The sequence below is a fragment of the Lysinibacter cavernae genome (genome assembly GCF_011758565.1).
GTDB classification, from domain to species: Bacteria; Actinomycetota; Actinomycetes; order Actinomycetales; family Microbacteriaceae; genus Lysinibacter; species Lysinibacter cavernae.
The window spans coordinates 772,564-796,271 of record NZ_JAAMOX010000001.1; the positions used below are offsets into that span (position 1 = coordinate 772,564).

At 60.6% G+C, this 23,708-nt stretch carries 23 protein-coding genes; 8 read left to right on the plus strand and 15 right to left on the minus strand.

The features are described from left to right. Positions 1-2: 2 nt before the first annotated feature. From trpC to rpe, 9 genes are all read right to left on the minus strand, one after another. Positions 3-773, minus strand: coding sequence for an indole-3-glycerol phosphate synthase TrpC (gene trpC, locus FHX76_RS03620; RefSeq protein ID WP_167148004.1), 771 nt, complete (start codon positions 771-773; stop codon positions 3-5). 1 nt (position 774) lies between these two features. Continuing rightward, a complete protein-coding gene (locus tag FHX76_RS03625) occupies positions 775-1,011 on the minus strand; it encodes a DUF6704 family protein (RefSeq protein WP_167148006.1) in 237 nt (78 codons plus the stop codon). A gap of 285 nt (positions 1,012-1,296) precedes the next feature. After that, the gene (locus FHX76_RS03630; RefSeq protein ID WP_167148009.1) at positions 1,297-2,034 is read right to left on the minus strand and encodes a Trp biosynthesis-associated membrane protein; all 738 of its coding nucleotides are present in this window, start codon (positions 2,032-2,034) and stop codon (positions 1,297-1,299) included. After that, positions 2,034-3,608, minus strand: a complete 1,575-nt coding sequence (locus tag FHX76_RS03635; protein ID WP_167148011.1) for an anthranilate synthase component I — start codon at positions 3,606-3,608, stop codon at positions 2,034-2,036. The genes FHX76_RS03630 and FHX76_RS03635 overlap by 1 nt, the downstream gene beginning before the upstream one ends. Then, positions 3,605-3,994 (minus strand): phosphoribosyl-AMP cyclohydrolase, encoded by a 390-nt coding sequence (gene hisI, locus FHX76_RS03640; protein ID WP_167148013.1) that lies wholly within the window; start codon positions 3,992-3,994, stop codon positions 3,605-3,607. The genes FHX76_RS03635 and hisI overlap by 4 nt, the downstream gene beginning before the upstream one ends. Continuing rightward, on the minus strand, positions 3,994-4,755 hold the full coding sequence (hisF, locus tag FHX76_RS03645) for an imidazole glycerol phosphate synthase subunit HisF (RefSeq protein ID WP_167148015.1): 762 nt from the start codon (positions 4,753-4,755) through the stop codon (positions 3,994-3,996). Before hisF ends, hisI begins: the two co-directional genes overlap by 1 nt. A 59-nt stretch (positions 4,756-4,814) precedes the next feature. Continuing rightward, entirely contained in the window at positions 4,815-5,654 is an 840-nt protein-coding gene (gene hisG / locus FHX76_RS03650; RefSeq protein ID WP_167148017.1) for an ATP phosphoribosyltransferase, read from the minus strand. 48 nt (positions 5,655-5,702) lie between these two features. Beyond that, positions 5,703-5,966: a phosphoribosyl-ATP diphosphatase gene (locus FHX76_RS03655; protein ID WP_167148019.1), complete on the minus strand. Its 264-nt coding sequence runs from the start codon at positions 5,964-5,966 to the stop codon at positions 5,703-5,705. A 9-nt stretch (positions 5,967-5,975) separates the two neighbouring features. After that, entirely contained in the window at positions 5,976-6,662 is a 687-nt protein-coding gene (gene rpe / locus FHX76_RS03660; protein WP_386762861.1) for a ribulose-phosphate 3-epimerase, read from the minus strand. A 143-nt stretch (positions 6,663-6,805) separates the two neighbouring features. Here rpe and FHX76_RS03665 point away from each other — a divergent pair, with 143 nt between their 5' ends. The 3 genes from FHX76_RS03665 to FHX76_RS03675 are packed head-to-tail and all read left to right on the plus strand — an operon-like array spanning position 6,806 to position 9,407. Next, positions 6,806-8,101: an NAD(P)/FAD-dependent oxidoreductase gene (locus FHX76_RS03665; protein WP_167148023.1), complete on the plus strand. Its 1,296-nt coding sequence runs from the start codon at positions 6,806-6,808 to the stop codon at positions 8,099-8,101. Beyond that, positions 8,098-8,985, plus strand: coding sequence for an RNA polymerase sigma factor SigJ (gene sigJ, locus FHX76_RS03670; protein ID WP_167148025.1), 888 nt, complete (start codon positions 8,098-8,100; stop codon positions 8,983-8,985). Before FHX76_RS03665 ends, sigJ begins: the two co-directional genes overlap by 4 nt. A gap of 35 nt (positions 8,986-9,020) precedes the next feature. Continuing rightward, positions 9,021-9,407, plus strand: a complete 387-nt coding sequence (locus FHX76_RS03675; RefSeq protein WP_167148027.1) for a hypothetical protein — start codon at positions 9,021-9,023, stop codon at positions 9,405-9,407. 76 nt (positions 9,408-9,483) lie between these two features. On the opposite strand, the gene FHX76_RS03680 is transcribed toward FHX76_RS03675, so the two are convergent. From FHX76_RS03680 to FHX76_RS03705, 6 genes are all read right to left on the minus strand, one after another. Beyond that, positions 9,484-10,863: a transcription antitermination factor NusB gene (locus tag FHX76_RS03680; protein WP_167148029.1), complete on the minus strand. Its 1,380-nt coding sequence runs from the start codon at positions 10,861-10,863 to the stop codon at positions 9,484-9,486. Between the two features lie 56 nt (positions 10,864-10,919). After that, positions 10,920-11,855: a methionyl-tRNA formyltransferase gene (gene fmt / locus FHX76_RS03685; RefSeq protein ID WP_167148031.1), complete on the minus strand. Its 936-nt coding sequence runs from the start codon at positions 11,853-11,855 to the stop codon at positions 10,920-10,922. Positions 11,856-11,945: 90 nt separating this feature from the next. Further along, positions 11,946-13,508, minus strand: a complete 1,563-nt coding sequence (locus FHX76_RS03690; RefSeq protein WP_243848575.1) for a dipeptide ABC transporter ATP-binding protein — start codon at positions 13,506-13,508, stop codon at positions 11,946-11,948. Beyond that, positions 13,505-14,419: an ABC transporter permease gene (locus tag FHX76_RS03695; RefSeq protein WP_167148034.1), complete on the minus strand. Its 915-nt coding sequence runs from the start codon at positions 14,417-14,419 to the stop codon at positions 13,505-13,507. The genes FHX76_RS03690 and FHX76_RS03695 overlap by 4 nt, the downstream gene beginning before the upstream one ends. Beyond that, positions 14,416-15,381, minus strand: a complete 966-nt coding sequence (locus FHX76_RS03700; protein ID WP_341777851.1) for an ABC transporter permease — start codon at positions 15,379-15,381, stop codon at positions 14,416-14,418. The genes FHX76_RS03695 and FHX76_RS03700 overlap by 4 nt, the downstream gene beginning before the upstream one ends. Positions 15,382-15,497: 116 nt before the next feature. After that, positions 15,498-17,186 (minus strand): ABC transporter substrate-binding protein, encoded by a 1,689-nt coding sequence (locus FHX76_RS03705; RefSeq protein WP_167148038.1) that lies wholly within the window; start codon positions 17,184-17,186, stop codon positions 15,498-15,500. A gap of 344 nt (positions 17,187-17,530) precedes the next feature. Here FHX76_RS03705 and FHX76_RS03710 point away from each other — a divergent pair, with 344 nt between their 5' ends. The 5 genes from FHX76_RS03710 (at position 17,531) to FHX76_RS03730 (ending at position 23,248) form a co-directional block, all read left to right on the plus strand. Next, entirely contained in the window at positions 17,531-17,956 is a 426-nt protein-coding gene (locus FHX76_RS03710; RefSeq protein ID WP_208402428.1) for an acyl-CoA-like ligand-binding transcription factor, read from the plus strand. Between the two features lie 117 nt (positions 17,957-18,073). Further along, on the plus strand, positions 18,074-20,659 hold the full coding sequence (valS, locus tag FHX76_RS03715; protein WP_167148040.1) for a valine--tRNA ligase: 2,586 nt from the start codon (positions 18,074-18,076) through the stop codon (positions 20,657-20,659). Between the two features lie 6 nt (positions 20,660-20,665). Next, positions 20,666-20,989, plus strand: coding sequence for a hypothetical protein (locus FHX76_RS16075; protein ID WP_208402429.1), 324 nt, complete (start codon positions 20,666-20,668; stop codon positions 20,987-20,989). A gap of 449 nt (positions 20,990-21,438) precedes the next feature. Further along, the gene (locus tag FHX76_RS03725; RefSeq protein WP_167148042.1) at positions 21,439-22,488 is read left to right on the plus strand and encodes an RCC1 domain-containing protein; all 1,050 of its coding nucleotides are present in this window, start codon (positions 21,439-21,441) and stop codon (positions 22,486-22,488) included. Positions 22,489-22,570: 82 nt separating this feature from the next. Then, positions 22,571-23,248 carry a hypothetical protein gene (locus FHX76_RS03730; RefSeq protein WP_167148044.1) on the plus strand — a complete coding sequence of 226 codons (678 nt, stop codon included), beginning with the start codon at positions 22,571-22,573 and terminating at the stop codon, positions 23,246-23,248. The last annotated feature ends 460 nt before the right edge of the window (positions 23,249-23,708 follow it).

Sequence of the window (23,708 nt, forward strand, 5' to 3'; positions counted from 1 at the left end):
AACTAAACCGCCAAGAAATGAGCCAGGGATGCGAGGGGATCACCGGTGACAAGCGCCTCGCCAACAAGAACCACATCGGCTCCATCACGGCGGTAGTGCGCAACATCGTCGGCTGAATGCACAGCAGACTCGGCGACCCGCACAACTCCGGCGGGGATTTGATCGGCCAGACGCCCAAAGAGGTCGCGGTCCAGCTCGAAAGTGGAAAGGTTGCGGGCGTTGACGCCCACAAGGTTTGCGCCAAGGTCGAGAGCGCGGGAAACCTCTGTCGCATCGTGCGTCTCAACAAGCGCGGCCATGCCGAGCTGGCCAATGAGATCGTAGAGCTCCTGCAGCAGGGGCTGCTCAAGCGCGGCTACGATCAGCAGCACCAGATCCGCGCCAGAAGCGCGTGCCTCAAACACCTGATACGGGTCAGAGATGAAGTCTTTACGCAGCACGGGCAGCGAAACGGCTTCGCGAACGGCCTCGAGGTCTTCGAGCGAACCGCCAAACTTGCGACCCTCGGTGAGCACACTCACAGCGCTCGCACCGCCCTTTTCGTAAAGCGCTGCAAGAGCAGCAGGGTCGGGAATATCAGCGAGGGCACCGCGAGACGGACTCGCGCGCTTCACCTCCGCGATAATCTTGACGCTGTCTTCTGGCTGAAGAAACGCGAGCGCGTCGAGTGCGGGCACCTGAGCAAGCGCGGCCGCCTCGACAACACTGAGTGGGCGAGTTTCCCGACGGGTGGCTGCGTCTTCACTGGCGCCCGCCATCAGAGAACTGAGCACGTTAGTTGTGCACCTTCTTGGGCACATACTTGGGGCCGTTAACCCCGTAGCCAGCCTTCGACATGATGAAGCCGATCAGCAGGCCAACCACAAGCAGTCCGGCAGCTGCCCAGACGAGCCATGCCATGTGCAAGAAGAAGGCAACTGTGCCGATTGCGAATGCGATTAGCATCACAACAACTGCGGTCCATGCGGCGGGTGAGTCCCCGTGGCCGGGCTCTTCGTGTTCGATACTCAATGAAACTCCTCAAGTCTTGGTACCCCGCAAGTCTATCTGGACGAATGCGGCGAATCCTATTTGACGCACTGGGAGTGGGGAAATTGCTAGGCATCCGCCCCAAGGTCGACCCTGCGACTCGGCAGCAGGGCCCCTCGGTGGGCCGCAACGGACAAATCTGTTCGCCTGAAAGTCCGGTCTTTTGGGTCGAAAAGGCGGACTCTGAGGCGAACAGATTGGGGCTGCTGGGCAGCCGGGTGCCAAGAGGGGGGCAGAGGGGGCGAGAAGAGGTTGAGGAGGGCCGGGCTATTGGCTGGGGTCGGCTCCGCGGCTCTGACGATCCCACTCCGAGATGCGATCGTCGCTTTCGTCCACGTCGTCATCGCTATCGTCGACACTGTTGATTTCGGAATCAGCAGCATCGTCAGCGTTGCCATCGGCGTCCGCACCCTGTGACCCGTCGGCGAGATCGGCAAGGCTAGTCGCGCCCTCGCCCTCGGCGCTCAGCACAACCGCCTGGTACTTCGAGGATGACTTTGGCCAGTTCCTAGCGGTCAGCAACACAAGGACACCGCTCAGAGCCAACAGAACGGCAGTAGCGATGCCAACGTATGGCCAGAACGTTTGCGACCAGGACTCAACGAGAGACGTAATAGATGCCCGACCAGTCACACCGGTGAGCGCGGTAATCTGCGTTGCGCCCCCCATAATGGGGTTTCCGAGGGATGATGTTGTTGCGAGTACCGCGCATCCGCCGAGGAGCACAACAAGGACGCCAAGCACATAGCGGAAGACGCTGCCGGCGATTGTCAGCGCACCACCGGCGGCAAGTCCACACAGGGCAAATGCGCTAAGGGCTGCTGCTGCCTGCTGGCCCGTAACCTCAATAACCGGCGCATTTGGCACGGTGTCAACGAGGTTCAACGTAAACCAAGGCTGTCCCCACGCAACAAACACGAGTCCGCTCGCGGCAAGCACAGCGAGGATGCTCCATCGCTTCAGTCTCGACGAACGTGCTTTGTCTGCTGCGCGATCATTGGTCATTAACGTACCTCGGCTGTGTGTGAAGAATCGGTTGACTGTATAGGAAGCGTTGAGAAGGTATTTGCGATGGCAACGGCCCTGAGCGGAGCCGCTGCCTTGTTCTGCGATTCCTCAAACTCCAACCGTGGAACCGAATCCGCAACAATTCCGCCACCAGCCTGGACATGGGCGGTGTTTCCAACGATCGTAGCCGTTCGGATGGCAATCGCAAGATCAGCTGAGCCGCTCAGCCCAAAGTAGCCAACAACTCCCCCGTAAACTCCACGCTGTGCCGGTTCGAGGTCGTCAATAATTTGCAAGGCTCGCGGCTTTGGCGCGCCGGAAAGCGTGCCAGCTGGGAAGGTAGCCCGGAAGGCATCCACGAGTCCAGCATCCGGCCGCAGCGAACCCTCAACGGTTGACACGAGGTGCATGATGTGGCTGAACCGCTCAATGCGCATGAACTCGGTCACCTCGACGCTCGACGAGTCACATACCCTCAACAGATCGTTGCGCGCGAGGTCAACAAGCATGAGGTGTTCGGCCCGTTCCTTCTCGTCCCCCTTCAACTCGTGCTCAAGAGCTCGGTCTTCTTCAACCGTTGAGCCTCGTGGCTTTGATCCGGCAATAGGATGCGTGATGACGTGACTGTTCTGGACCGTCACGAGGGCTTCGGGACTCGACCCGACGATGGAATACGGGCCCGTCTCGTCAGATTCGAGACTCAGCAGGTAGAGGTACGGGCTCGGATTCAAGTGACGGAGCACGCGATACACGTCGAGCGGGTCCGCTGTGCACTCGATATCAAAACGCTGAGACAAAACCACCTGGAAGATGTCGCCGTCAACAATGTGCTTCTGGGCAACCGCCACGGCATCAAGGAAATCCTGCTGCTCGGTGCGATGGGTTGGCTGCGGAACCGCGCTGAAGTCGGCTGTTGCTACCGGCGTCTCAGTCGGCTGGGTGAGCTTTTGCTGCAGCGCGTCAAGGCGACCCTGGGCATCACTCCAAAGATCATCGGAGGAGTCGGTATCGTCGTTGAGCGCATTGGCAATCAGCGTGACCGTGCCCTCTCGGTGATCAATCGCGATGAGCTCAGACACAAAACTCAGCGCCTGGCCGGGAACCGAGTAATCGGCCGGCGGTTGATCTGGCAAATCCTCAAGCTGGCGGATGGCCTCCCACCCAATAAACCCGACGAGCCCACCGGTCAGCGGTGGAAAGCCGGGGATGCCAGGGGCCGACCAGCGGCGAATGACCGCGTCAACCGCATCCAACGGCGAGATCGCCGAAAGATCGGTGCCGGCCACCCGTTCCTCGGCAAGGCCATAGCTTGTCCATGCGGCGCGGTCACCCCGCTGAGTGAGCACGCCGAAGGAACCAGCGCCAATAAAGCTAAATCGTGTCCAGACACCACCCTGTTCTGCCGACTCAAGCAGAAACGTGCCAGGGGCTCCAGCGGCAACCTTTCGGTAGATCGACACGGGGGTGTCGCTGTCGGCAAACAGCACCCGCGAAACGGGGACTACCTTTTGGGAAGCAAGTAGAGCATCAAACTCGGCACGCTCTGTGGTGTGATGCGAGACGCCAATCATGCTGACGGACCGCTGAACTCAGTATCCGAGGACGGGTCGCCGAGAACGGCATCCAATTCGCGCCCGGTGAAACACGTACGCGTTCCCGTGTGGCACGCAGCGCCAATCTGCTCGACCCTGATGAGCAGGGTGTCGCCGTCGCAGTCCATCGCTACGCTGCGCACATACTGGCGGTGGCCAGAGGTATCCCCCTTGCGCCACAGCTCGGCACGCGAACGCGACCAAAACGTGACCCGACCCTCGGTAAGGGTGCGGCGAAGAGATTCCTCGTTCATCCAGGCAAGCATGAGCACCTCGCCAGAGTCGTGCTGCTGCACGATGGCTGGCACGAGGCCGTGCTCGTTATACACAACCTGGTCAAGGGATGCCTCGGTGACGTCAGCCATCAGCGCACCACCTGGCCGGCCTCAGCAAGCGCCTGCTTCACTTCACCGATCGTGAACGTGCCGTCGTGGAAGATGGAGGCCGCAAGCACGGCGTCGGCGCCAGCATCAATTGCCGGCGCAAAGTGTTCAAGTTTTCCGGCTCCACCCGAAGCGATAACCGGGGCCGACGAGACCTCACGAACCGCCTTGATGAGCTCAAGATCAAAGCCAGCGAGGGTACCATCCGCGTCGATCGAGTTCACGAGCAGCTCGCCTGCTCCTCGCTCAACAACCTCGGCGGCCCAAGCAATCGCGTCAATGTCTGTCTCCTGCTTGCCGCCGTGCGTGGTCACAACAAAGCCGGACGGCGTTCGCTCAGACCGCTTAATATCAAGCGAAAGCACAACCACCTGGGCACCAAACCGGTCGGCAATCTCCCCGATGAGCGCTGGTCGCTTGATCGCAGCGCTGTTGACGCCGACCTTATCGGCGCCGTGGCCGAGCAGCTTTGCAACATCCTCAACCGTGCGGACGCCCCCACCAACCGTGAGCGGGATGAAGACCTGCTCTGCTGTGCGCTGGACAACATCGTACGTAGTGGAGTGATCGTCAACCGTTGCGGTGACGTCGAGGAAGGTGAGCTCATCGGCTCCCTGCTCGTAATACTTACTCGCAAGTTCAACGGGGTCGCCGGCATCGCGGAGGTTCAAAAAGTTGACCCCCTTGACCACGCGGCCGCCCGCAACATCGAGACACGGGATGACCCGAACAGCAACAGACACAATGGTCCTTTCTCACAAAACCAAAACCGGCACCAGTTCATGGCCCGGCGCATATGCCGCTAGAGGCGTGCGGCGTGGATGGCAGTCACGAGCAGCGCGCGAGCACCAAGGGCGTACAGCTTGTCCATAGTCTGGTTGGCTTCTGCGCGGGGAATCATGACCCGAACAGCTACCCACTCGTCGTCGCGCAGTGGCGAAACCGTCGGCGATTCGATGCCAGGAGCGATACGCACGGCCTCATCAAGCTGGCCAACAGGCAAGTCGTAGTCCATGATGACGTACTGGCGAGCCACAAGCACGCCGTGCAGGCGGCGCATGAGCGTCTGTAGGCCGTCTGCCTCGGTTGGCGCGCTAATCAGCACGGCTGACGACTCAAGGATGACAGGGCCGAAAATCTCAAGGCCAGCGGCACGCAGCGTGGCACCCGTCTCGACAACGTCGGCAATGGCATCCGCGACACCAAGGCGAACGGCCGACTCGACGGCGCCGTCAAGGCGAACGAGCTTGGCCTTGACATTGCGGGCAGACAGGAAGTTGTCAACGAGTTCTGGATAGCTCGTCGCGATACGCAAACCGTCGAGCTGGCTGATATCGGAATATTCGCCAACCGGCGCGGCAAAGCGGAATGTCGAACGAGCGAAGTCGAGGCTCGCAACCTCGTGGGCGAGGGATCCAGAATCGAGCAGCAGGTCGCGGCCGGTGATGCCAACATCGAGCGCGCCGGAACCAACGTAGGTGGCAATATCGCGCGGACGAAGGTAGAAAAACTCAACCTCGTTGGCATGGTCGGTGTAGACCAGCTGCTTCATGTCGCGACGCAGAGAATACCCTGCTTCGGCCAGCATCTGGCTGGCGGTTTCGGACAGCGAACCCTTATTGGGAACGGCGATACGCAACATAAAAAGTAATCTCTCGGTAGGTCGGGACTCGGTAGCGGGAGTGAGCGGTTAGAGGTACCGGTACACGTCTTCGGTGGTGAGGCCCTTTGCGATCATCATGACCTGCAGGTGGTACAGCAGCTGCGAAATCTCTTCGGCAGTGGCTTCGTTCGTCTCGTATTCGGCTGCCATCCAAACCTCGGCGGCTTCCTCAACGATTTTTTTCCCAATCTGATGGACGCCGGCATCAAGGCGTGCGACCGTGTCAGACCCTTCAGGACGCTTCTGGGCTTTGTCAGTGAGCTCGTTAAAGAGGTCGTCGAAAGTTTTCACTGTCCCAGGTTACCGTCTTGGACCGGCGTGCGTGTGCGCACCGTGAATGCTGGCCGCCTCGCGAAGCTCTGCGATGCGATCTGCAGGCACGCCGTTGAACACGCTCGAACCGGCAACAAAGGTGTCAGCGCCGGCCTCCGCGGCAACAACGATGGTGTCGGTCGTGACCCCGCCATCCACCTGAAGCCACACATCGAGCCCGTGCTTCTTCCTTGCCTCGTCAAGAAGCCGGAGCTTTGGCATCATCGTTTCCATAAACGATTGGCCGCCAAAACCAGGCTCAACCGTCATGACAAGAATCTGGTCAAACTCGCTCAGCACGTCAAGGTATTGCTCAACGGGGGTGTTCGGTTTGATGGCCATACTTGCGCGCGCGCCGATGTCCCTCAACTTGCGGGCAAGGGCGACGGGGTCGCTGCTCGCCTCGGCGTGAAAGGTCACCGAGTAGGCACCCATCTCGGCGTAGGCGGGGGCCCAGCGTTCGGCATCCTCAATCATGAGGTGCACGTCGAGTGGGATGGGCGAAACCTGCTGGAGGCGCGTCACGATGGGAAGTCCCATGGTGAGGTTTGGCACAAAGTGATTATCCATGACGTCAACGTGAACGAGGTCGGCGGTTGAGATGCGTTCAAGCTCCTGCTGGAGGTTGGCAAAGTCGGCGGACAAGATACTCGGGTTAATTCGCTGGGTCACGATCCCATCCTAACCTGCATCTATTTGCGAGTTTTTGCGGTGAAAACGCGTTTGTGCAGCAAAAACTCGCAAATAGATGCAGGTGTCACAACGGGTGGCTGTGCGCCGTCTTATAGGTAACAGGTTCACGATCGAGGAGATTTCTCATGGCACGGCAGTTCACACATTCACCGCACGTTGTTGTGCTCGGAGCGGGATATGCGGGGGTCATGGCGGCCAATCGCATCGCGGGGGCACCGGATGCTCCGGTCGTCACCCTCGTGAACGCGGAGGCCGAATTTGTGCAGCGCATCCGGCTGCACGAATACGCGGCGGGCGGGATGCACCCGACGGTTTCATTTGACGGGCTGCTGCGGTCAAACATCCGGCTCGTTGTCGCCGAAGTGAGCCGAATTATCCCGGCCGAGCGACGGATTGAGCTGGTCGCACGTGCGGCTGGTCAACATCCTGACCTGGTGAACAACTCGCTCGAATACGACTATCTGGTGTATGCCCTCGGCAGTAATCAGCTGGACAAGACTTCAGATTCGTATTCTGTTAATTCACTGGCCGGCGCAGCTGCACTTCGCGCACGCCTTGGCGACCCCTTACCGTCGGCCCCGCTGGTTGTGCTCGGCGGAGGCCACACCGGGGTTGAGACGGCGGCGGAACTCGCCGAATCACGTTGGGCAGCTGCGGCAGGTGCCCACGCTCACCACCGCGTCCGACTGCAGACCACCGGCCTGCTGCTCCCGGGTGCCAGCGAAAAGACTCGGCGAGTTGCCCACCGAGACCTCCGGCAGCTCGGTGTCGAGGTGGTTGAACACTGCGACCCAGCTGCCATCCCCTCCGGCTCCATCGTCATCCGTTGCACCGGATTTGCCAACGCAACCGTGGCAGCGGCAAGCGGATTGCCCGTTGATTTGGCGGGCCGGCTGCTCGTAGATTCGACCCTCCGCTGTGCTGCTCAACCGTTGCCACCCGAAGACGGCCGGACACCCTCTGACAAGGCGGGGTTCGATCGGATCTTTGGCGCGGGCGACGGTGCCCGAATCAGCGCCCCCGGTTACGAATATGTGCGCCAGTCCTGTGCAGCAGCCCTTCCACAGGGTGCCCACGTCGCCGACAACGTGCTCCGAGCGCTGCGCCGCGAACCGTTGCTTCCTCTCGACGCAGGATTTGTTGCTCGGTGCGCGAGCCTCGGACGCTCACGGGGCATCATTGAGTTTGTGGATGCCGCAGATAGCTCGAGGCCGTTTCGCCTAACCGGCTGGGCCGGCGCGCGCACGAAAGAAGCAATCTGTAACATGACCCTCACGTGGCTTGGCCAAGAACGAACGGCGCACAAACGCTACCGCTGGTTTTCGGGCCCTCGGACGCTTCACGCTGAGACAGCGGCTTCCCGGCCGAATACGCCAACGCAACCCGTATTACCGCCCGCAGACGAGAGGTACGCAAGATGACAGGGGTCAGCAACCCATTCGCCGATGACCGACGCCTGCTCCTGAGCATTGCGTACAACATCACCGGCAGCATCAGCGATGCGGAGGACCTCGTCCAGGCCGGATACCTACGCTGGCAGGCGAGGCCAACCGACAGGCAAGTCGAGCATCCACGGGCCTACGCCGCCCAAATCGTGACACGTCTTGCTCTCGACCTCCTCGACTCACCGGCCAGGCGCAACGAACAGTACGTCGGTCCGTGGCTGCCGGAGCCGTGGGAAACCATCGATGTGCCAGAGCCAGCATCCGAGCACGGGCCACACGCCACTGCAGAACTGTCCGAGCGGGTATCGACGGCCTTGCTTGTTGTCTTGCACACCCTGAGCGAAGATCAGCGCGCAGCCTTTGTACTTCACGATGTGTTTGGGTTCAGCTACCCGGAAACCGCTGCAAGTATCCAAAAGTCGGAGGCCGCAACTCGTCAGATCCTGCACCGTGCCCGCGAGCACGTCAAGGCAGGGCGTCCGCGCATCGAGGTGAGCGCGCGGGAGCATCGACAAACGGTTCAGCGGTTTGCCGACGCTGCCAGCACCGGCGATGTGCAGTCGCTGCTGAGCGTGATCGCGCCGAATGCCATCCTGGTTGGTGACGGCGGCGGTAAGGCTAACGCCGTGCGCCGGCCGGTACTTGGCCGCGTGCGCATCCTGCGGTTCCTGCTCGGAATCTGGCTGAAGCGGGCCCGCGACACGGTGACGACCATCCGGCAGGTCAACGGGAGGGATGCACTCGTGATCAACGAGCACGGCCGAACGACTGCCGTGTTTGAGTTTGACGTGCTCGACGATGGGGTCGCCCAGATTCTCGTGCAGCGAAACCCTGACAAACTCGCTCGATTTGACGCATAAGTGAGGCGACGTATGGCCGCTGCTAACCTCAAACTATGAGCACACCCGAGACCTGGATCCCCCACAACCGCGAAGATGGTGAGCTGGTTGGCTGGATTCTGCCTGAAGGCGACGGCTTCGTGACGTTCGATCTGCTCGGCCGGCAGCACACCGCGCATCCCGTTGACTGGTTGGATGCGGAACAGGCGCTTGAAGCGCTCGGCATCGGCTACCTGGCGAACATCTACGCCTACCGAGTCAGCGCGGATGATTGGGCGCGCGTGCGCATCGTTGAACTCTCGACCGAGGGCGTCACCGTGAAGGAAGACGACTACGGGGATGTTGTCGCTGATCTGCCCCGCTACCGCCTGCCGTTTCCGGTCACTGACGACCTGCGCTTGCTGGAGGATGCCCCGGGCCCTGTGCGCGGGCAGTTCAACTAGCTCGACAGAAATCTGTTCGCCCCAAAAGCCGGTTAAACCGCAGAAAAAACCGGATTATGGGGCGAATAGATCGGCGCTACGCGTCCTTCGTGAGCAGCGCCACAAACATCGCATCGGTTCCGTGGCGGTGCGGCCACAGCTGCACAGAGAGCTCGTCTGAATCGCCGAGGTCGACCTCGTGCGGTGCGACGCCGTTCAGCACCTCGCGAGCCGAGAGCTCGGTCAGTTCCGGATGCTTCTTCAGCAGGCCGTTGACCACCTGACGGGTCTCTGCACGGTGCGGCGAGCACGTGACGTACGCCAACAGCCCGCCAGGCTTCAGCGCCTCCGCCGCGGCATTGACCAGCTCATCCTGCAGCACCGAAAGCGGCGGAATGTCGCCTGGGCTCTTGCGCCAGCGAGCCTCTGGGCGGCGGCGAAGCGCGCCAAGACCGGTGCAGGGCGCGTCGACAAGGATGCGGTCGAACCCGTCGGGGAATCGTTCCGGCGCCGTGCGTCCGTCGCCGACCACAACATCCACAGTGTCTTGCACGGCCAAAATTGAGCGGCGCACGAGGTTGGCGCGGGCAGGCACAACCTCGTTTGCGATGACGTGCGCACCACCGAGTCTGGCCTCTGCACCGAGCACGGCACTCTTGCCGCCGGGGCCTGCGCAGAGATCAAGCCACTGCTCCCCCTCGGCAATGCCCCTAGCGCGCGATAAGATGAGCGCCGCGACCTGCGAGCCCTGATCTTGCACGCGCATCCAGCCGTTGCTTGGGCCTGTCACAACGGAAGGGTCTCCACCGTCAAGTGTGTAGCCGATTGGGGAAATGTTTGACGTCTCCAGCGTGACATCGTCAGGGATCCGCTCGGCAATTGCGATAGGGCTGCCCGGCAGTTCCGCGAGGCTCACAAGCGGAGGGATGTTGTCGGCGGCCAACAATGTCGGCAGCTCATCGGTACGCCCCTCGGCGCGCAGCGCGGTTCGCAGGGCCCGGATGATCCACTCTGGATGCGAATACTCGGCGGCGAAGCGCTGATCGTCGGTTGACAGCCCCTCGAGTACGTCGTCGAGCCACTCCTGCGGCTCGCGCCGACCGAGCGCACGCAGCACTCCGTTGACAAACCCAACGGCTGACTGTCGCCCGACGCGTTTCTGCAGATCAACGGTCTCGTTGACTGCCGCATGCCCGGCAACCCGCATGCTCAAGATTTGGTGCGCGCCGAGGCGAAGGATGACGAGGGCGACGGGGTCAATCGAGGTGACGTCACGTTTGGCAGCCAGCTCGATCACACGGTCGTAGTAGCCCTGCATCCGCAGCGTTCCATATACCAACTCGGTCGCAAAGCCTCGGTCGGCTGCGCTGAGCCCTGAGTCACGGAGTCGCGATGGAAGCACCAGGTTCGCGTAGGCATCCGAGTCGCGGACCTCTGCGAGCACCTCGTAGGCGATGAGACGTGCGTTTGGCTGCATGGTGCGGTCCGTTCGTTGGGCTGAGATGTGATGCTGAGTTTGGTGCTGTGCCGGCATTATTCGGCCGTGAGCTGTTCTTGGCGCTGGCCGCGGAACCAGTCAGTTGCTGCCATTGGCTTTTTACCCGCAGGCTGGACAACCGTGAGTTGCAGGGGCGAGGTTGCGGTTGCCACAAGAACGCGTCCGTCTCGCAGGATGATGGTGCCGGCGCTGACCTGCTCGATTGCGGCATCCCCAGAGGCAGCGTCGACGCGAGCCAGTTCAAGAACCTTGACTCGCTGGCCGTTGACGTCGGTATAGGCACCTGGTTCGGGTGTCACGCCGCGAAAACGCGCATAGACAGCGTCTGCCGGCTGCGTCCAGTCGAGATGACCATCACTGTTGCCAAGCTTTTTCGCGTAGGTTCCGTCACCCTCCTGCTCGGCGAACACCGCGGTTCCGTCGGCGATGGAGTCGACGGCGTCGAGCACATCTTTGGTTCCGTCAACCGCATACTGAGCGAGCACGTCGCCGGCCGTTGCTGTGTCGGAGAATGGGATGCTCCGCTGGCGGAGGATGGCCCCCGCATCCAGTGCCTCGACCAACCGGAATAGTGTGATGCCGTTCTCTGTTTCACCGGCGATCAGCGACTGCTGCACGGGGGCGGCGCCCTTCCATGCAGGAAGTAGAGAAAAGTGCAGGTTGATCCAGCCGTGCGTCGGGGTGTCAAGCAGTGCGCGAGGCACGAGCCCGCCGTACGCAACAATGACGCCGAGTTCCGGCCGATAGGAAGCGACGGCGTCCGTAATCTCAGCCGTCATGCGGTTTGCCTTAATGACGGGGAGACCAAGCGCTTGGGCGGCAACCGCCACCGGCGACGGGGTCAGGACTCGTTTGCGACCGAGTGGAGCATCCTCGCGGGTCACCACTGCGACTACCTCGTGCGTTGAGCCGTGGAGCGCTTCGAGGGTCGGCACGGCAACCTCCGGGGTTCCGGCAAAAACGATCCTCATACTTCGGCTCCTGTGTTCGCGTCAGTGCACTAGTTTAGCCGTTCCCTCAACGCAAGTTCGCGCCGCCACGTTGGGGCGCCACGGCACCGCTCACAGCCGCAGCGACGTCGAACTCGCAATCAGTTCCCTGGTAAACGGATGCCGGGGCTCGGCCAGCACCCGCTCGGTTGGTCCCTGCTCCACGATCTCTCCGTCGCGCATGACCAGCAGGTTGTGGCTCAGTTCTCGCACCACTGCGAGGTCGTGCGAGATAAACATCAGCGAGAGTCCGTCCTCGGCCTGCAGCTGCTTAAGCAGCGCGATAATGTCAGCCTGCACAGAGACGTCGAGCGCGCTCACAACCTCATCACACACCAGCACGGCTGGCTCTGGCGCCAGGGCGCGAGCAATCGCGACCCGCTGACGCTGCCCACCAGAGAGTTCCTTCGGGAGGCGACCACCGAGCGACGCTTCGAGCCCGACTTTGGCGAGGAGGGCATCCACGCGCTGCCGAAGCGCAGCACCCTGCAGATGAGGCAGGGCCTCGGCGATTGAGGCGCCAACCGATCGGGCCGGGTTGAGCGCCGAGTACGGATCCTGATGCACCAGCTGGATGTGGCCCCGCATCGGCCTGCGACGACGCTCGCTGAGCGCGGTCCAGGGTTCGTCGTTCAGCAAGACGGAGCCGGCATCCGCGCGTTCGAGGCACATCACGATACGGGCGATAGTGCTCTTTCCTGAACCAGACTCCCCCACGATGCCAAGCGTTTCCCGCTCGCCAAGGCTAAAAGACGCATCCTTCAGCGCGTCAAGCACACTGCCGTCTGGGCTATGGAAGCTCTTCCGAAGGCCAGCTGCGCTGAGCACGGTACGCGAAATCGCCGTCGATACTGGGGCTGTGCCGTGGGGAATCGCCGCAACGAGCCGACGGGTGTAGGGATGCTGGGGCGCTCGCAAAATCTCGTCCGGAGTTCCTCGCTCAACAACAACACCGTCGAGCATCACAAGCACGGTGTCGGCTATGTCACGGACCATCCCAAGATCGTGGCTCACGAGCAGCAGGCCCATGCCGTCGTCCGTTAATTCTCTGAGCAACCCAACGATGTGCCGCTGCACGGTGCTGTCGAGGGCCGTTGTTGGCTCATCAGCGATCAGCAGTCGGGGGCCCGCCGCGATGCCCTGGGCAATGAGCGCCCGTTGCCGCAAACCGCCTGACAACTCGTGCGGATACGCACGCCCAATCGAGTCAATGCGAGGCAGTTTCACCCGTTCGAGCAAGCCCGTGACGCGGTCACGGCGATCCCTCCGATTGCCAACCCCGCGGACCTTCAGCGGCTCCGCAACGGCGTTGCCGATTCGTTGGAGCGGGTCAAGCGACAGCAGCGCATCCTGGCTCACGAGCCCAACGCTGACGCCACGGCGCTCACGCCAGCCTGCCTCGCCAAGTCCACGCACATCCTCGCCGCACAGGTCGAGCACATCAGCCTCGACTCGGAGTTCGGGCGAGACCAGACCGATCAGGCTGCGCGTGACGAGGGTCTTGCCGGAGCCGGACTCCCCCACAATCGCGACACACTCGCCAGCTCGAACCGTCAGGCTCACGCCGTCAACCAGCATCCGCTCGGTCGAGGCGATGCGCAGGTTGACGAGCTCTGCAACAACATCCATCGTCATGAGCTGGCCTTTCCGTTGACAAGGCGCTCAGCCGGACGGCCGCCCCGATCGATAGCGGTTCCCGGCTTCGGCAGGCGGTACAGCCCGGCCTCAAACCCGCGGGAAACGACCGAAACCGAGAGCACAGTGAGGATGATCGCGAGACCGGGAAAGACCGCCAACCACCAGGCCCGACTGAGTGAGTTTCGTGCGCTGGAAAGCATGAGACCCCAGTCTGGATCGGGCTCTTGCGCGCCAAGACCGAGGAAACTCAGGCCGGCCGCGGCGACGATACTCGTGCCAATCCCGATGGTCGTCAACACAAGGATAGGCCGAAGCGTTGCCGGAAGGATATGGCGGCGAAGCACGTAGAGCGGATGCCGGCCAAGCAGGGTTGCGGCCTGCACGTAATCCGTCTGCCGCACGGTGAGCATCTCGGCCCGTGCCACTCGGATGTACGCAGGAATCGCCCCGATGAGCACCGCGATCGCGACATTCACCGGTCCGGCACCAAGCACAGCGAGGACAACCAGCGCCGTCAAGAAATCGGGGAATGCCATCAGAATTTCGACGGCGCGCATGAACACGGCATCCAGCCAGCGAGGGGCGAGGCCAAGCAAGGCACCGATAAGGGTTCCAATGGCCGCTGCGCCAACCGCCGCGGCAAGCCCAACACCAAGCGAGTACCGTGCTCCGTAGACGATGCGGCTGAGCACGTCGCGACCCGTCTGGTCAGTGCCGAAGGGATGTGCTGGGCTCGGCGGTTGCAGGGCCCGAGCGAGCACATTTTCAAGTGGGTCGTACGGTGTCAACAGCTGCGGCCACAGCGCCGCAACCACAAGCAGCAGCAGAAAGGCGATCGCTGCGACTGACGCGATTTTGCTGCCAAGGGTGCGACGACGCAGCGGGGCAAGGACGGTGGCCGTGGTCATGAGGATGCCCGCCCCATCCCGACCACCGCGCGCGAGAGGCGAGGATCAATCACTTCACTCAGCAGATCAACAACGGTGTTAATCGCGACAAACACAAACGCAATGACAAGTACAACGCCAAGCACGGTTGGCAGGTCACGCGCCAGGATCGCGTCGAGGGTGACCCTGCCAAGCCCAGAGCGACCGAAAATTGTCTCGACCAGCACCGCCCCGCCGATCAGCGACCCGGCGATGTAAGCGCTCAGGGTCAGGGTTCCGTTTGCGGCATGGCGGAGCGTGTGATGCGTGAGTAGCCTCGTCGGGGCAACGCCTCTGGCCCGCACGGTCTCAATAAACGGTTCCTGTTCGGCAGACTCGATGCCCCGTCGTAGCACCTGCCCAACAACGGCGCTGATCGGGATTGCGATGGTAACGGCAGGCAGGATGACGGACGACACTCCCTTTGACCCAGAAATGGGGAACCAGCCAAGCAGGAACGAAAAGAAGCCGAGCAACAGCAGCCCGGTCCAGAACACCGGCGCCGAAACCGCGATGAGTTCAACAGCGGTAATTGCGCCACGCCATTTGGCCCTCCGACCAAGCAGCGCCCCACAGGCGATGAGCAAGACAGCGATAGCAAGCGCTACGGCAGTGAGCTGCAGCGTTGCGGCAAGCTGCGAGCCGATGACCTCAACTACGGGCTTTCGCAACTGGTAGCTCTCGCCAAGGTCACCGCGGAGGATGCGCCCAAGGTAGGCCGTGTACTGATCCCACACCGGAAGGTCGAGCCCGAGTCCCTCACGAATCTGATCCCGTTTTTCTTGGCTCATCTGGCCTGATGGCCCAAGCATGATGTCAACGGGGTCGCCGGGAACCAGCTTGATGGAGAAGAAGGCAATGGTGACGGCCCCCCAGATCACGACGAGTAACCCCGCGATTCTCAGGAGGAGTCTGCGGGCGACGCGACGTAAGGCACCCTTCACGCGTCCACTCCTCATCCACATCCCGAAACCCTCCCTGAACCTGCATCTATTTGCGAGTTTCTGCGCAAAAATAGCTCAATCCGCGCAAAAACTCACTAATAGATGCAGGTGTGAGACTAGCTCACGTCGGCGCTGTAAAACTTCGGCCGGCCGTATGCGTCAAACGTGAGGCCAGTTACGCCCTCGCCAACCGCGGTCACTTCGTAGGCCTTATGGATTGGGATGATGGCGATGAACTCGTTGTTCCACTCTTGCACCTGACGGTAGAGGTCGGCGCGCTCTGCTGGGTCAGTCGACTCAGCCGCCTGGTCAAGCAGCGCATCGATGTCGGGACGAACAACGGTCGAGGCGTTCTGGAATCCTTCACTGTACAGGTGGTTGCGGAGGATGTCTGCGTCGATTCCCGAGTATGACCAGTCAGTCAGGTCAAACGTTCGTGGGATGTACTTCTCGTTGTACTGCGCAGGTTCAAGGTTTTCGCGCTTCAGCTCGAAACCAACCTTCTTGGCATCGTCTTGGAACGCGTTGGCAAGGCTTTGATTCTCTTCCGAAACGGGAGTCCATGCAATCCAGGTCGCGCTCAGGCGCTTTCCGTCTTTGGTCCGGTATCCATCGGCGTCACGCTCGGTCCAGCCGGCCGCGTCAAATGCCGCATTGGCTGCTTCAGGGTCGAAGCTCCAACTACCGTCGATGTCGTCGGGAACGGTTCCGGGCGTATTCGACGAGAGGATGTTCCAGGCCCGGTCAAACTCCCCAAAGAAGACGGTGTCTACGGCAGAGTCGATGTCAAGCGAACTGCGGAATCCTTTGCGAACATTCGCGTCAGCGAAGACTCCAAATCCGTCGTTCAGATAGAGAGAGTACGGGATGCCAAGGACCTCTCGCTTTTCAACCGTCAGCGAATCGTTCAGCTCGCCAATAGCGGAAGCAGGAAGTCCGGAAGCCACGTCAGCCTCACCGCTGTTAACCGCACCTACACGCACTGAGCTTTCGGGCAGCATGGAGATGACGAGCGTGTCGAGGTTCGCGGGGCCGCTGTGCTTCGAGGCAGCGGACGGCCAGTTGTAATCCGCATACTTCTTGAGCACAATTTCCTGCTTTCCAACGAGCTCGTCAAACGTAAACGGTCCAGAACCGACGGTAACTCCCGCCCCGCCAGCCGCAAGGTCACTCTTCTTTTCGTCCAAGACCTTTGGCGAGTAGAACCCAAGCTGTGTGTAGCTGAGGTTCTGGAGGAGCGGCGCAAACGGCGTATTTAGCACCAACTTTGCCGTATACTCGTCCACCACCTCAACCTTCTCAAAGCGGTCGCCGCCAAGCAGGCTCAGCGCCTGGGCCGACTCGGTTTCGGGGTCGACCACGTGTTCAAAATTGGCTTTGACCGCTGCCGCATTGAACTTTTCACCGTCGTGGAACACCACGTCATCACGCAGATTGAAGGTGTATTCGAGGCCGTCATCCGAAACGGTCCAGTCGGTGGCGAGCCACGCAACCGCCTGGCCGTCCTCATCCACGTCAACAAGAGAATCGAAGACGTTGCGAAGGATGGTTGCGGAGCCATCGATTTGCGTCTTGTGAATGTCAAGGTGCCCATCGGTGACGTTTGCCCCGGAAACGGCAAACGTCAGGGTCTTTTCTCCTGAAGAGTCTGCGCCAGCGCCAGTTGCGCAACCCCCGAGCAGCAGCGCAAGGCTTGCAAGGGCTGCGGCACCGATGGTAACGCGCGACGAGCGGGAAAATACGGGCCTGACAGACACAAGTCCTCCGGTAATGGGTGTTGTAGGGAAGAATAGGAAAAGCCGCATGGGTTCCATGCTGCGGAGTTAACTATATACATAACTAGATTCAGTACAAGTAATTCGTTTCGGAGAATCATGGCCAACACGCTCGATCCGCAGAACAACGACGCCGTCAGCGACGCCGCTGAACCGGTCGGCCGCGTCGCAACCACGTCCTCACCGACACCAAGGCATCCAACACGAAGGCACGAAGGGGCCGCCCACGCGTATCCAGCCGAGAAGTTCTTGAAGATGCAGCATTCGAACTGTTTGTCGAAAACGGCTACGCAAAAACCACCATCGACCACATCACCCAGCGGGCTGGCGTTAGCCGCGGCACGTTCTTCAATTACTTCACGGCAAAAGGTGACGTGTTCTGGGGCGACGTCGACGAGCAACTCGCCAAATTGCCCGCCTTTCTCGCCGACACCGACCCAAAGCTGCCCGTCATTCGGGCTATCGGCGAAGCCTTCGCCGATGTTGTTGCCGAGTTCGGGCCCGGCAAAGTTCCCTGGGTTCTCACGCAGTACAACATCATTGGCAGTCTCGCCGAACTGCAAGCATCCGCCCTCAGCCGTTTTACTGCGCAGGCAGACACCCTCAGATTCTTCGCCGCCGACAGGCTGAAGGTCTCGGCTGAGGATGCTCTCCCTCGCGTCATCTCGTACACCTGCATTGCCGCGGTTATCGCGGCGGCGCAAGCATGGGCTGGCGCAGGCAGTGACAGGGGCCCTCTCGCCCCCTATGTGCTGCGCGCCCTCGCCCCACTCGCCGACGGCTTCGAAAACAGCAAGTAGCGGCCACAACCGATACACTAGAGCAGTCTCGCCCTACGGCATCCTTGCCCGTGATTACGCGACCAAATCGGTCACGCATCCGCCAAGCGCCAACCATTATCAACTGGAGTTTTTTAGATGACCGACGCCCGCGTACCCGCAAAGCCAGCACTCGAAGGACTCGAAGAGAAGTGGGGCCAGTCGTGGGAGGCAGCCCAGACGTACAGCTTCAATCGCGAGGGCGCAACGCGCGAGTGTGTCTACTCGATTGACACTCCCCCTCCAACCGCTTCGGGTTCGCTGCACGTCGGACACGTTTTCAGCTACACCCACACCGACGTGGTGGCCCGTTTCCAGCGAATGAACGGCAAGCGCGTCTTCTACCCAATGGGCTGGGACGACAACGGACTGCCAACAGAGCGCCGGGTTCAGAACTACTACGGAGTACGCTGCGACCCGTCGCTTCCCTACGACGCAGACTTCACCCCGCCGTTTGAGGGCGGAGACAATAAGAGCAGCAAAGCTGCAGACCAGTTGCCCATCTCGCGACGCAATTTCATCGAGCTCTGCGAGCGACTCACCGTTGAGGACGAGAAGCAGTTTGAATCGCTGTGGCGCACGCTAGGCCTGTCTGTCGATTGGAAGCAGACCTACCGCACGATCGGCGACGACGAGCGCAGCGCGTCACAGCTGGGCTTCATCCGGAACGTTGAGCGCGGCGAGGCATATCAGGCCATGGCCCCAACCCTGTGGGACGTGACGTTCCGCACAGCCGTTGCCCAGGCAGAGCTTGAAGATCGAGACCAGCCCGGCGCGTACCATAAACTCGCGTTCCACCGCAGCGACGCCAACGGCGACGACATCATTATCGAGACCACCCGCCCTGAGCTCCTCGCCGCATGTGTCGCCCTTGTGGCCCACCCCGACGACGAGCGCTACAAGACGCTCTTCAACACGACCGTCACCACGCCCGTTTTCGGCGTCGAGGTTCCTGTGCTTGCGCACCACCTGGCCCAGCCAGATAAGGGATCTGGAATCGCCATGATCTGTACGTTTGGCGACCTCACCGATGTGGTCTGGTGGCGCGAACTGAGCCTGCCAAACCGTGCCATCATGGGCTTCGACGGACGCATCATCTCCGAAGCGCCAGAAGCCATCACCTCAGAGGCTGGCCGCGCTGCATACGCTGAGATCGCAGGAAAGACGGTCTTCTCGGCGAAGAAGGCCATGGTTGAACTGTTGCAGGCATCTGGTGAACTCATTGGCGAACCAAACACCATCACCCACCCGGTCAAGTTCTTCGAGAAGGGCGATAAGCCCCTAGAGATCGTCTCGACCCGCCAGTGGTACATCGTGAACGGCGCACACGACGAGCAACTGAAATCACGCCTGGTCGAGCTTGGCAACGAGTTGAACTGGTACCCGGAGTTTATGCGCGTCCGTTACGAAAACTGGGTCAACGGCCTCTCCGGAGACTGGCTCATCTCGCGCCAGCGTTTCTTCGGCGTGCCCATCCCCGTCTGGTATCCGCTCGACACCGACGGAAACCCCGTCTTCGATCAGCCCATTATGGCCACGGCAGAATCCCTCCCGGTTGATCCCTCGTCGGATGCCGCGCCAGGCTACACCGAAGACCAGCGCAATCAGCCTGGCGGCTTCGTTGGAGAGGTTGACGTCATGGATACGTGGGCAACCTCATCACTCACCCCGCAGCTTGCTGGCGGATGGAACCGCGACGACGAGCTATTCGACCTCGTCTTCCCGTTTGATCTGCGCCCACAGGGTCAGGACATCATCCGCACCTGGCTGTTCTCGACGATGCTGCGCTCGGTACTCGAGTACAACAAGAAGCCGTGGAAGGCGGCAGGCCTCTCCGGATGGATTCTCGACCCAGACCGCAAGAAGATGTCGAAGTCAAAGGGCAACGTCGTCACTCCGGCTGGCATGCTTGAGCAGCACGGCTCGGATGCGGTCCGTTACTGGGCGGCGTCCTCGAAGCTTGGCGTTGACGCGGCTTTCGACCCGCAGAACCCTACGCAGATCAAGATTGGCCGCAGGCTTGCCATCAAGGTCCTCAACGCATCCAAGTTCATCTTGAGCTTTGACTCGTCACAGGCGAACGCCGTCACCGAGCCGGTTGATCGCAGCATGCTCGCGACGTTGTCAACCGTCATCGACGAGGCCACCCGCGCATTCGAGGCATACGATCACGCCAAGGCCCTCGAAGTCGCCGAGACCTTCTTCTGGACCTTCTGCGACGATTACCTTGAGCTTGTCAAGGAACGTGCCTACGCAGACGGCGGCGGGGCAGCACAGGGTTCGGCAGTAGCTGCCCTCCGGATCGCGCTCTCGTCAATCCTTCGCTTGTTTGCACCCTTTATCCCGTTTGCCACGGAAGAGGCCTGGTCGTGGTTCAACGACACGTCGGTGCACAACGCTGCATGGCCAGTTTCATCTGAGTTGGGTGAAACGGCAGGCGACCCCAATGTGCTGGTGCAGGCCTCGGCCGCGCTTATCGGAATCCGTCGCGCAAAGACCGACGCGAAAGCTTCCCAGAAGACGGTCGTCACCAACGCGGTCATCGCAGCCCCACACGAGCAGCTCGTGGTGCTCGCCCTTGCTGCCGATGACCTGAAAGCCGTCGGCCGCATTATTGAGCTTTCCCTTGTTGAGGGCGATGAATTCGCCGTCACCGAGATTGAGCTCGAAGCCGCTGCGGAATAGTCAAATATGCAGCTTGGTACGCGATGGCGGTTTGGGGATACTCCCCCAAACCGCCTCGGCGAGCACGTTGTCCACGCTGTCTCCGAGGCTGAGCGGATGATTGCCACCGAAGCCGCCAGCGCGGGTCACGCTGCTTCCGCCAGCTATTGGACGCTGACCTGGCTTGAGGGCAGGGCAGTATGCGAGCACGATGACGGTACCCAAGTACGGGAACAACCGTCGGGACAGGCCGTCGTTCTATTGGGGAGCGAGTCGAGCGCTGTCGGTAGTTCGCCAGCCGTTGGCCACCTCATGATCGACGATGACGACGACGATTGGTTGAACGGCTAACGTCAAACGCGGAACGTTCGGCAACGCTGGCTCAATGCGACGCTTTCCCATACAAAACAAGGATTTTCGCCACAAAACATTAATTTGTTTTGTGGCGTTTTTTCGCTAAACATTACACACTTTGCGCAACATACATGAGGTATGTTGACTGTTTGCGCGCACTGGAAAAAAGGGATACTGTAATCAGCACGAACTCACCAAGTTAGCGACGTGCTCTTGAAAATTGGACCACATCGCTTTAACCCGAAAACGACTCCATGCCCCCCAAAACACGTCAAAACAGGCCCCGGCCCCGACTTATCCTGCGAGTGGTCGCCTGCTTCGCCACTCTTGCATGCTTCACCGTCGGACTCCACCTCCTCAACGGGGTGAAGCCGACAGATAGTGCGTATTCAGCGACCAGTAACTCGCGAGCCAACTTGACGGTCAGCGTTGTGCCGGCTTACCGCATGACGTGCACCACCCCAGCGACCGACTATGGCGTTACCGAAGAAGGAAACGTTTACTACGGGCAGGGCAACACACACGTCCCTGTAAGCCAAACGGGACTACTTGCCGGCAAAAAGATTGATCAACTCGCGTGCAACAACACACTCATGGCGGGGCTCGACAGCCTGGGTGATGTCTATATCTGGGAGATTATCCCTATCAGCATCACAAAACTGAGTTTGCCACTCGCTGTCGGCGAAAAGGCCATCTCCATCACAAGCACCTTTGCCTCATTCTCCATACTTACCTCAGCTGGGCGAGTATTTAGCACCGGGCAAAACAACTACGGGCAGTTTGGAAATGGCAGCGTTGACACGACGCAGAGCACGCGCGCAACAGACAGAATACCGAACGAACTCAAGTTCCCAGCCGCACTCACTGGAACGAAACTCAAGTCAATAGCTGGGGGCGCCTCGGGAGTGGTTGGTATTACCACCGATGGTAAAGCCATCCAATGGGGCCTTTCCGACCTGGGAACGGCAACCCCGCTTCCCCGACAGATTTACGGAGCAATCACAGACAGGACCCTTGTTTCCGCTGGTGCAGCTCAGAATTCATACCTCGCACTCGATTCCAAGGGCATGCTCTATTCCTGGGGCTCAGGCCTCGGCCTCGGCCTGAACAGTACCGGAACCACCGTATACGAGCCAACACTCGTCAATCCATTTGGCAGCATCGACAAGCGACCAGTGGCAAAACTCTTCTCACAGTGGGCTGGCCCTGTTTTTGCGTTGCTCCAAGACGGCACACTTCACACCTGGGGCGCCTCAGGCGCCATGGGCATCGACAGCTTGATCGTGACACGGTCACCGATACCAGCAGCGACCGATATGTCAGGTGCGCTTCAGGGGAAGACTATCCTCAATGTATTTCCAGGCTCATACACCTCGAGCGCACAGATTGCCGAAGACGAAGCGCTGTACTGGTGGGGCTTCGGATGGTTCATCAACGAGCCGAACGTGGGACGGCCAACTTACTCGATTGGCAGCCAACAGCTGATTCCCCAGTAACTCGACCTCCCAATGATGCTGTGCCATACGCACGGCAGAAACGTTCATTTTCGCACCTACGCACCCGCTGGAGTCGTTCACAATGAAGATCCTTTCCCAACAGAGACATCGCAACCACATTCAGCGCCCGCGGCTGACATCACGGGGACGACTGCTCCTCGCCCTGACGGTTGTTGCCGGTGTTGGTGCCCTGACGCTCCCAACACTCGGCTCAAGCTCTGCCGCCTATGTTGACGAGGCCAAGGCAAGTCCAAACCTCATAGGCATGCCGGCTGCATTCAGCCTTGAGGTCAAGTCGAATAATAATGGCGACATCTGGTCTCCTGCAACAACGGAGGCTACTGCAGCCATCGTCAATGCGATCACAGACACGACGGTTCCACCCGGTTCCGTATCCAAGCCCCTGCTCATGTCGTCATCGGTCAGGGTCAGCCCAACCTCAACGGTGAGCGGCACAATCACACCAACTATCAAACCAGCCTCGGACTGCATCGGAACCTGTGCGTCAATCTACGATTTCATTCAGCTGAGCGCTTGGTGGGGCACACCAGCGGCACCGTTGACCTCGCCAATCGCAACCGATGTCACGGTGCCAGCGTTCAACGCCCTCACTTCCCGCAGTGTCACTGCCACTCCCGGCACGGAACAGCTCCTCACCATCAAGATCACCCTGCGCCGTCCGCCGCTCGCCATCTATAACGGGGTCGCGACAAACGTTGGCGTCGTCTATAACGGCATCACAGATTCCTCACTTGGCTAGGCAACCATTCACCAACCCGACTGAGCCCGCCTGGTCACCACATGCCCAAGTTGCACGCACAACGTGACTGATTGCTGGGCAACATTCTTCAAGCGAGCCCCGGCAAACTAGTGTCGGAAGAGTGACACGCACAGAGCGCCGGAGACGCGCTCAGTAGCACCACGAGCAGCAGGTTGCCCTCGGGCCAAGCACGGTCACGCACAGTCACGGACCAATCCTAAATGGGCCCATGTGGCAAGTTGGTCAAGCATCCGACAAAACTACTCGATCCTTACGCGCCCCGTATCACTCGTCAGCGGCATCAATGCTCGGCTCGGTCCAACGCCGTGAATACGGAGAAACTCTGTCGTCCAAGAGGACAGCTAACAACCCAACATTGCATACCTGCGTATTGTTTCACCTTCAATTCTCCGCGGACATTACAGATTTTGAGAACAATTCTTAAGGTTAACTAAACCTT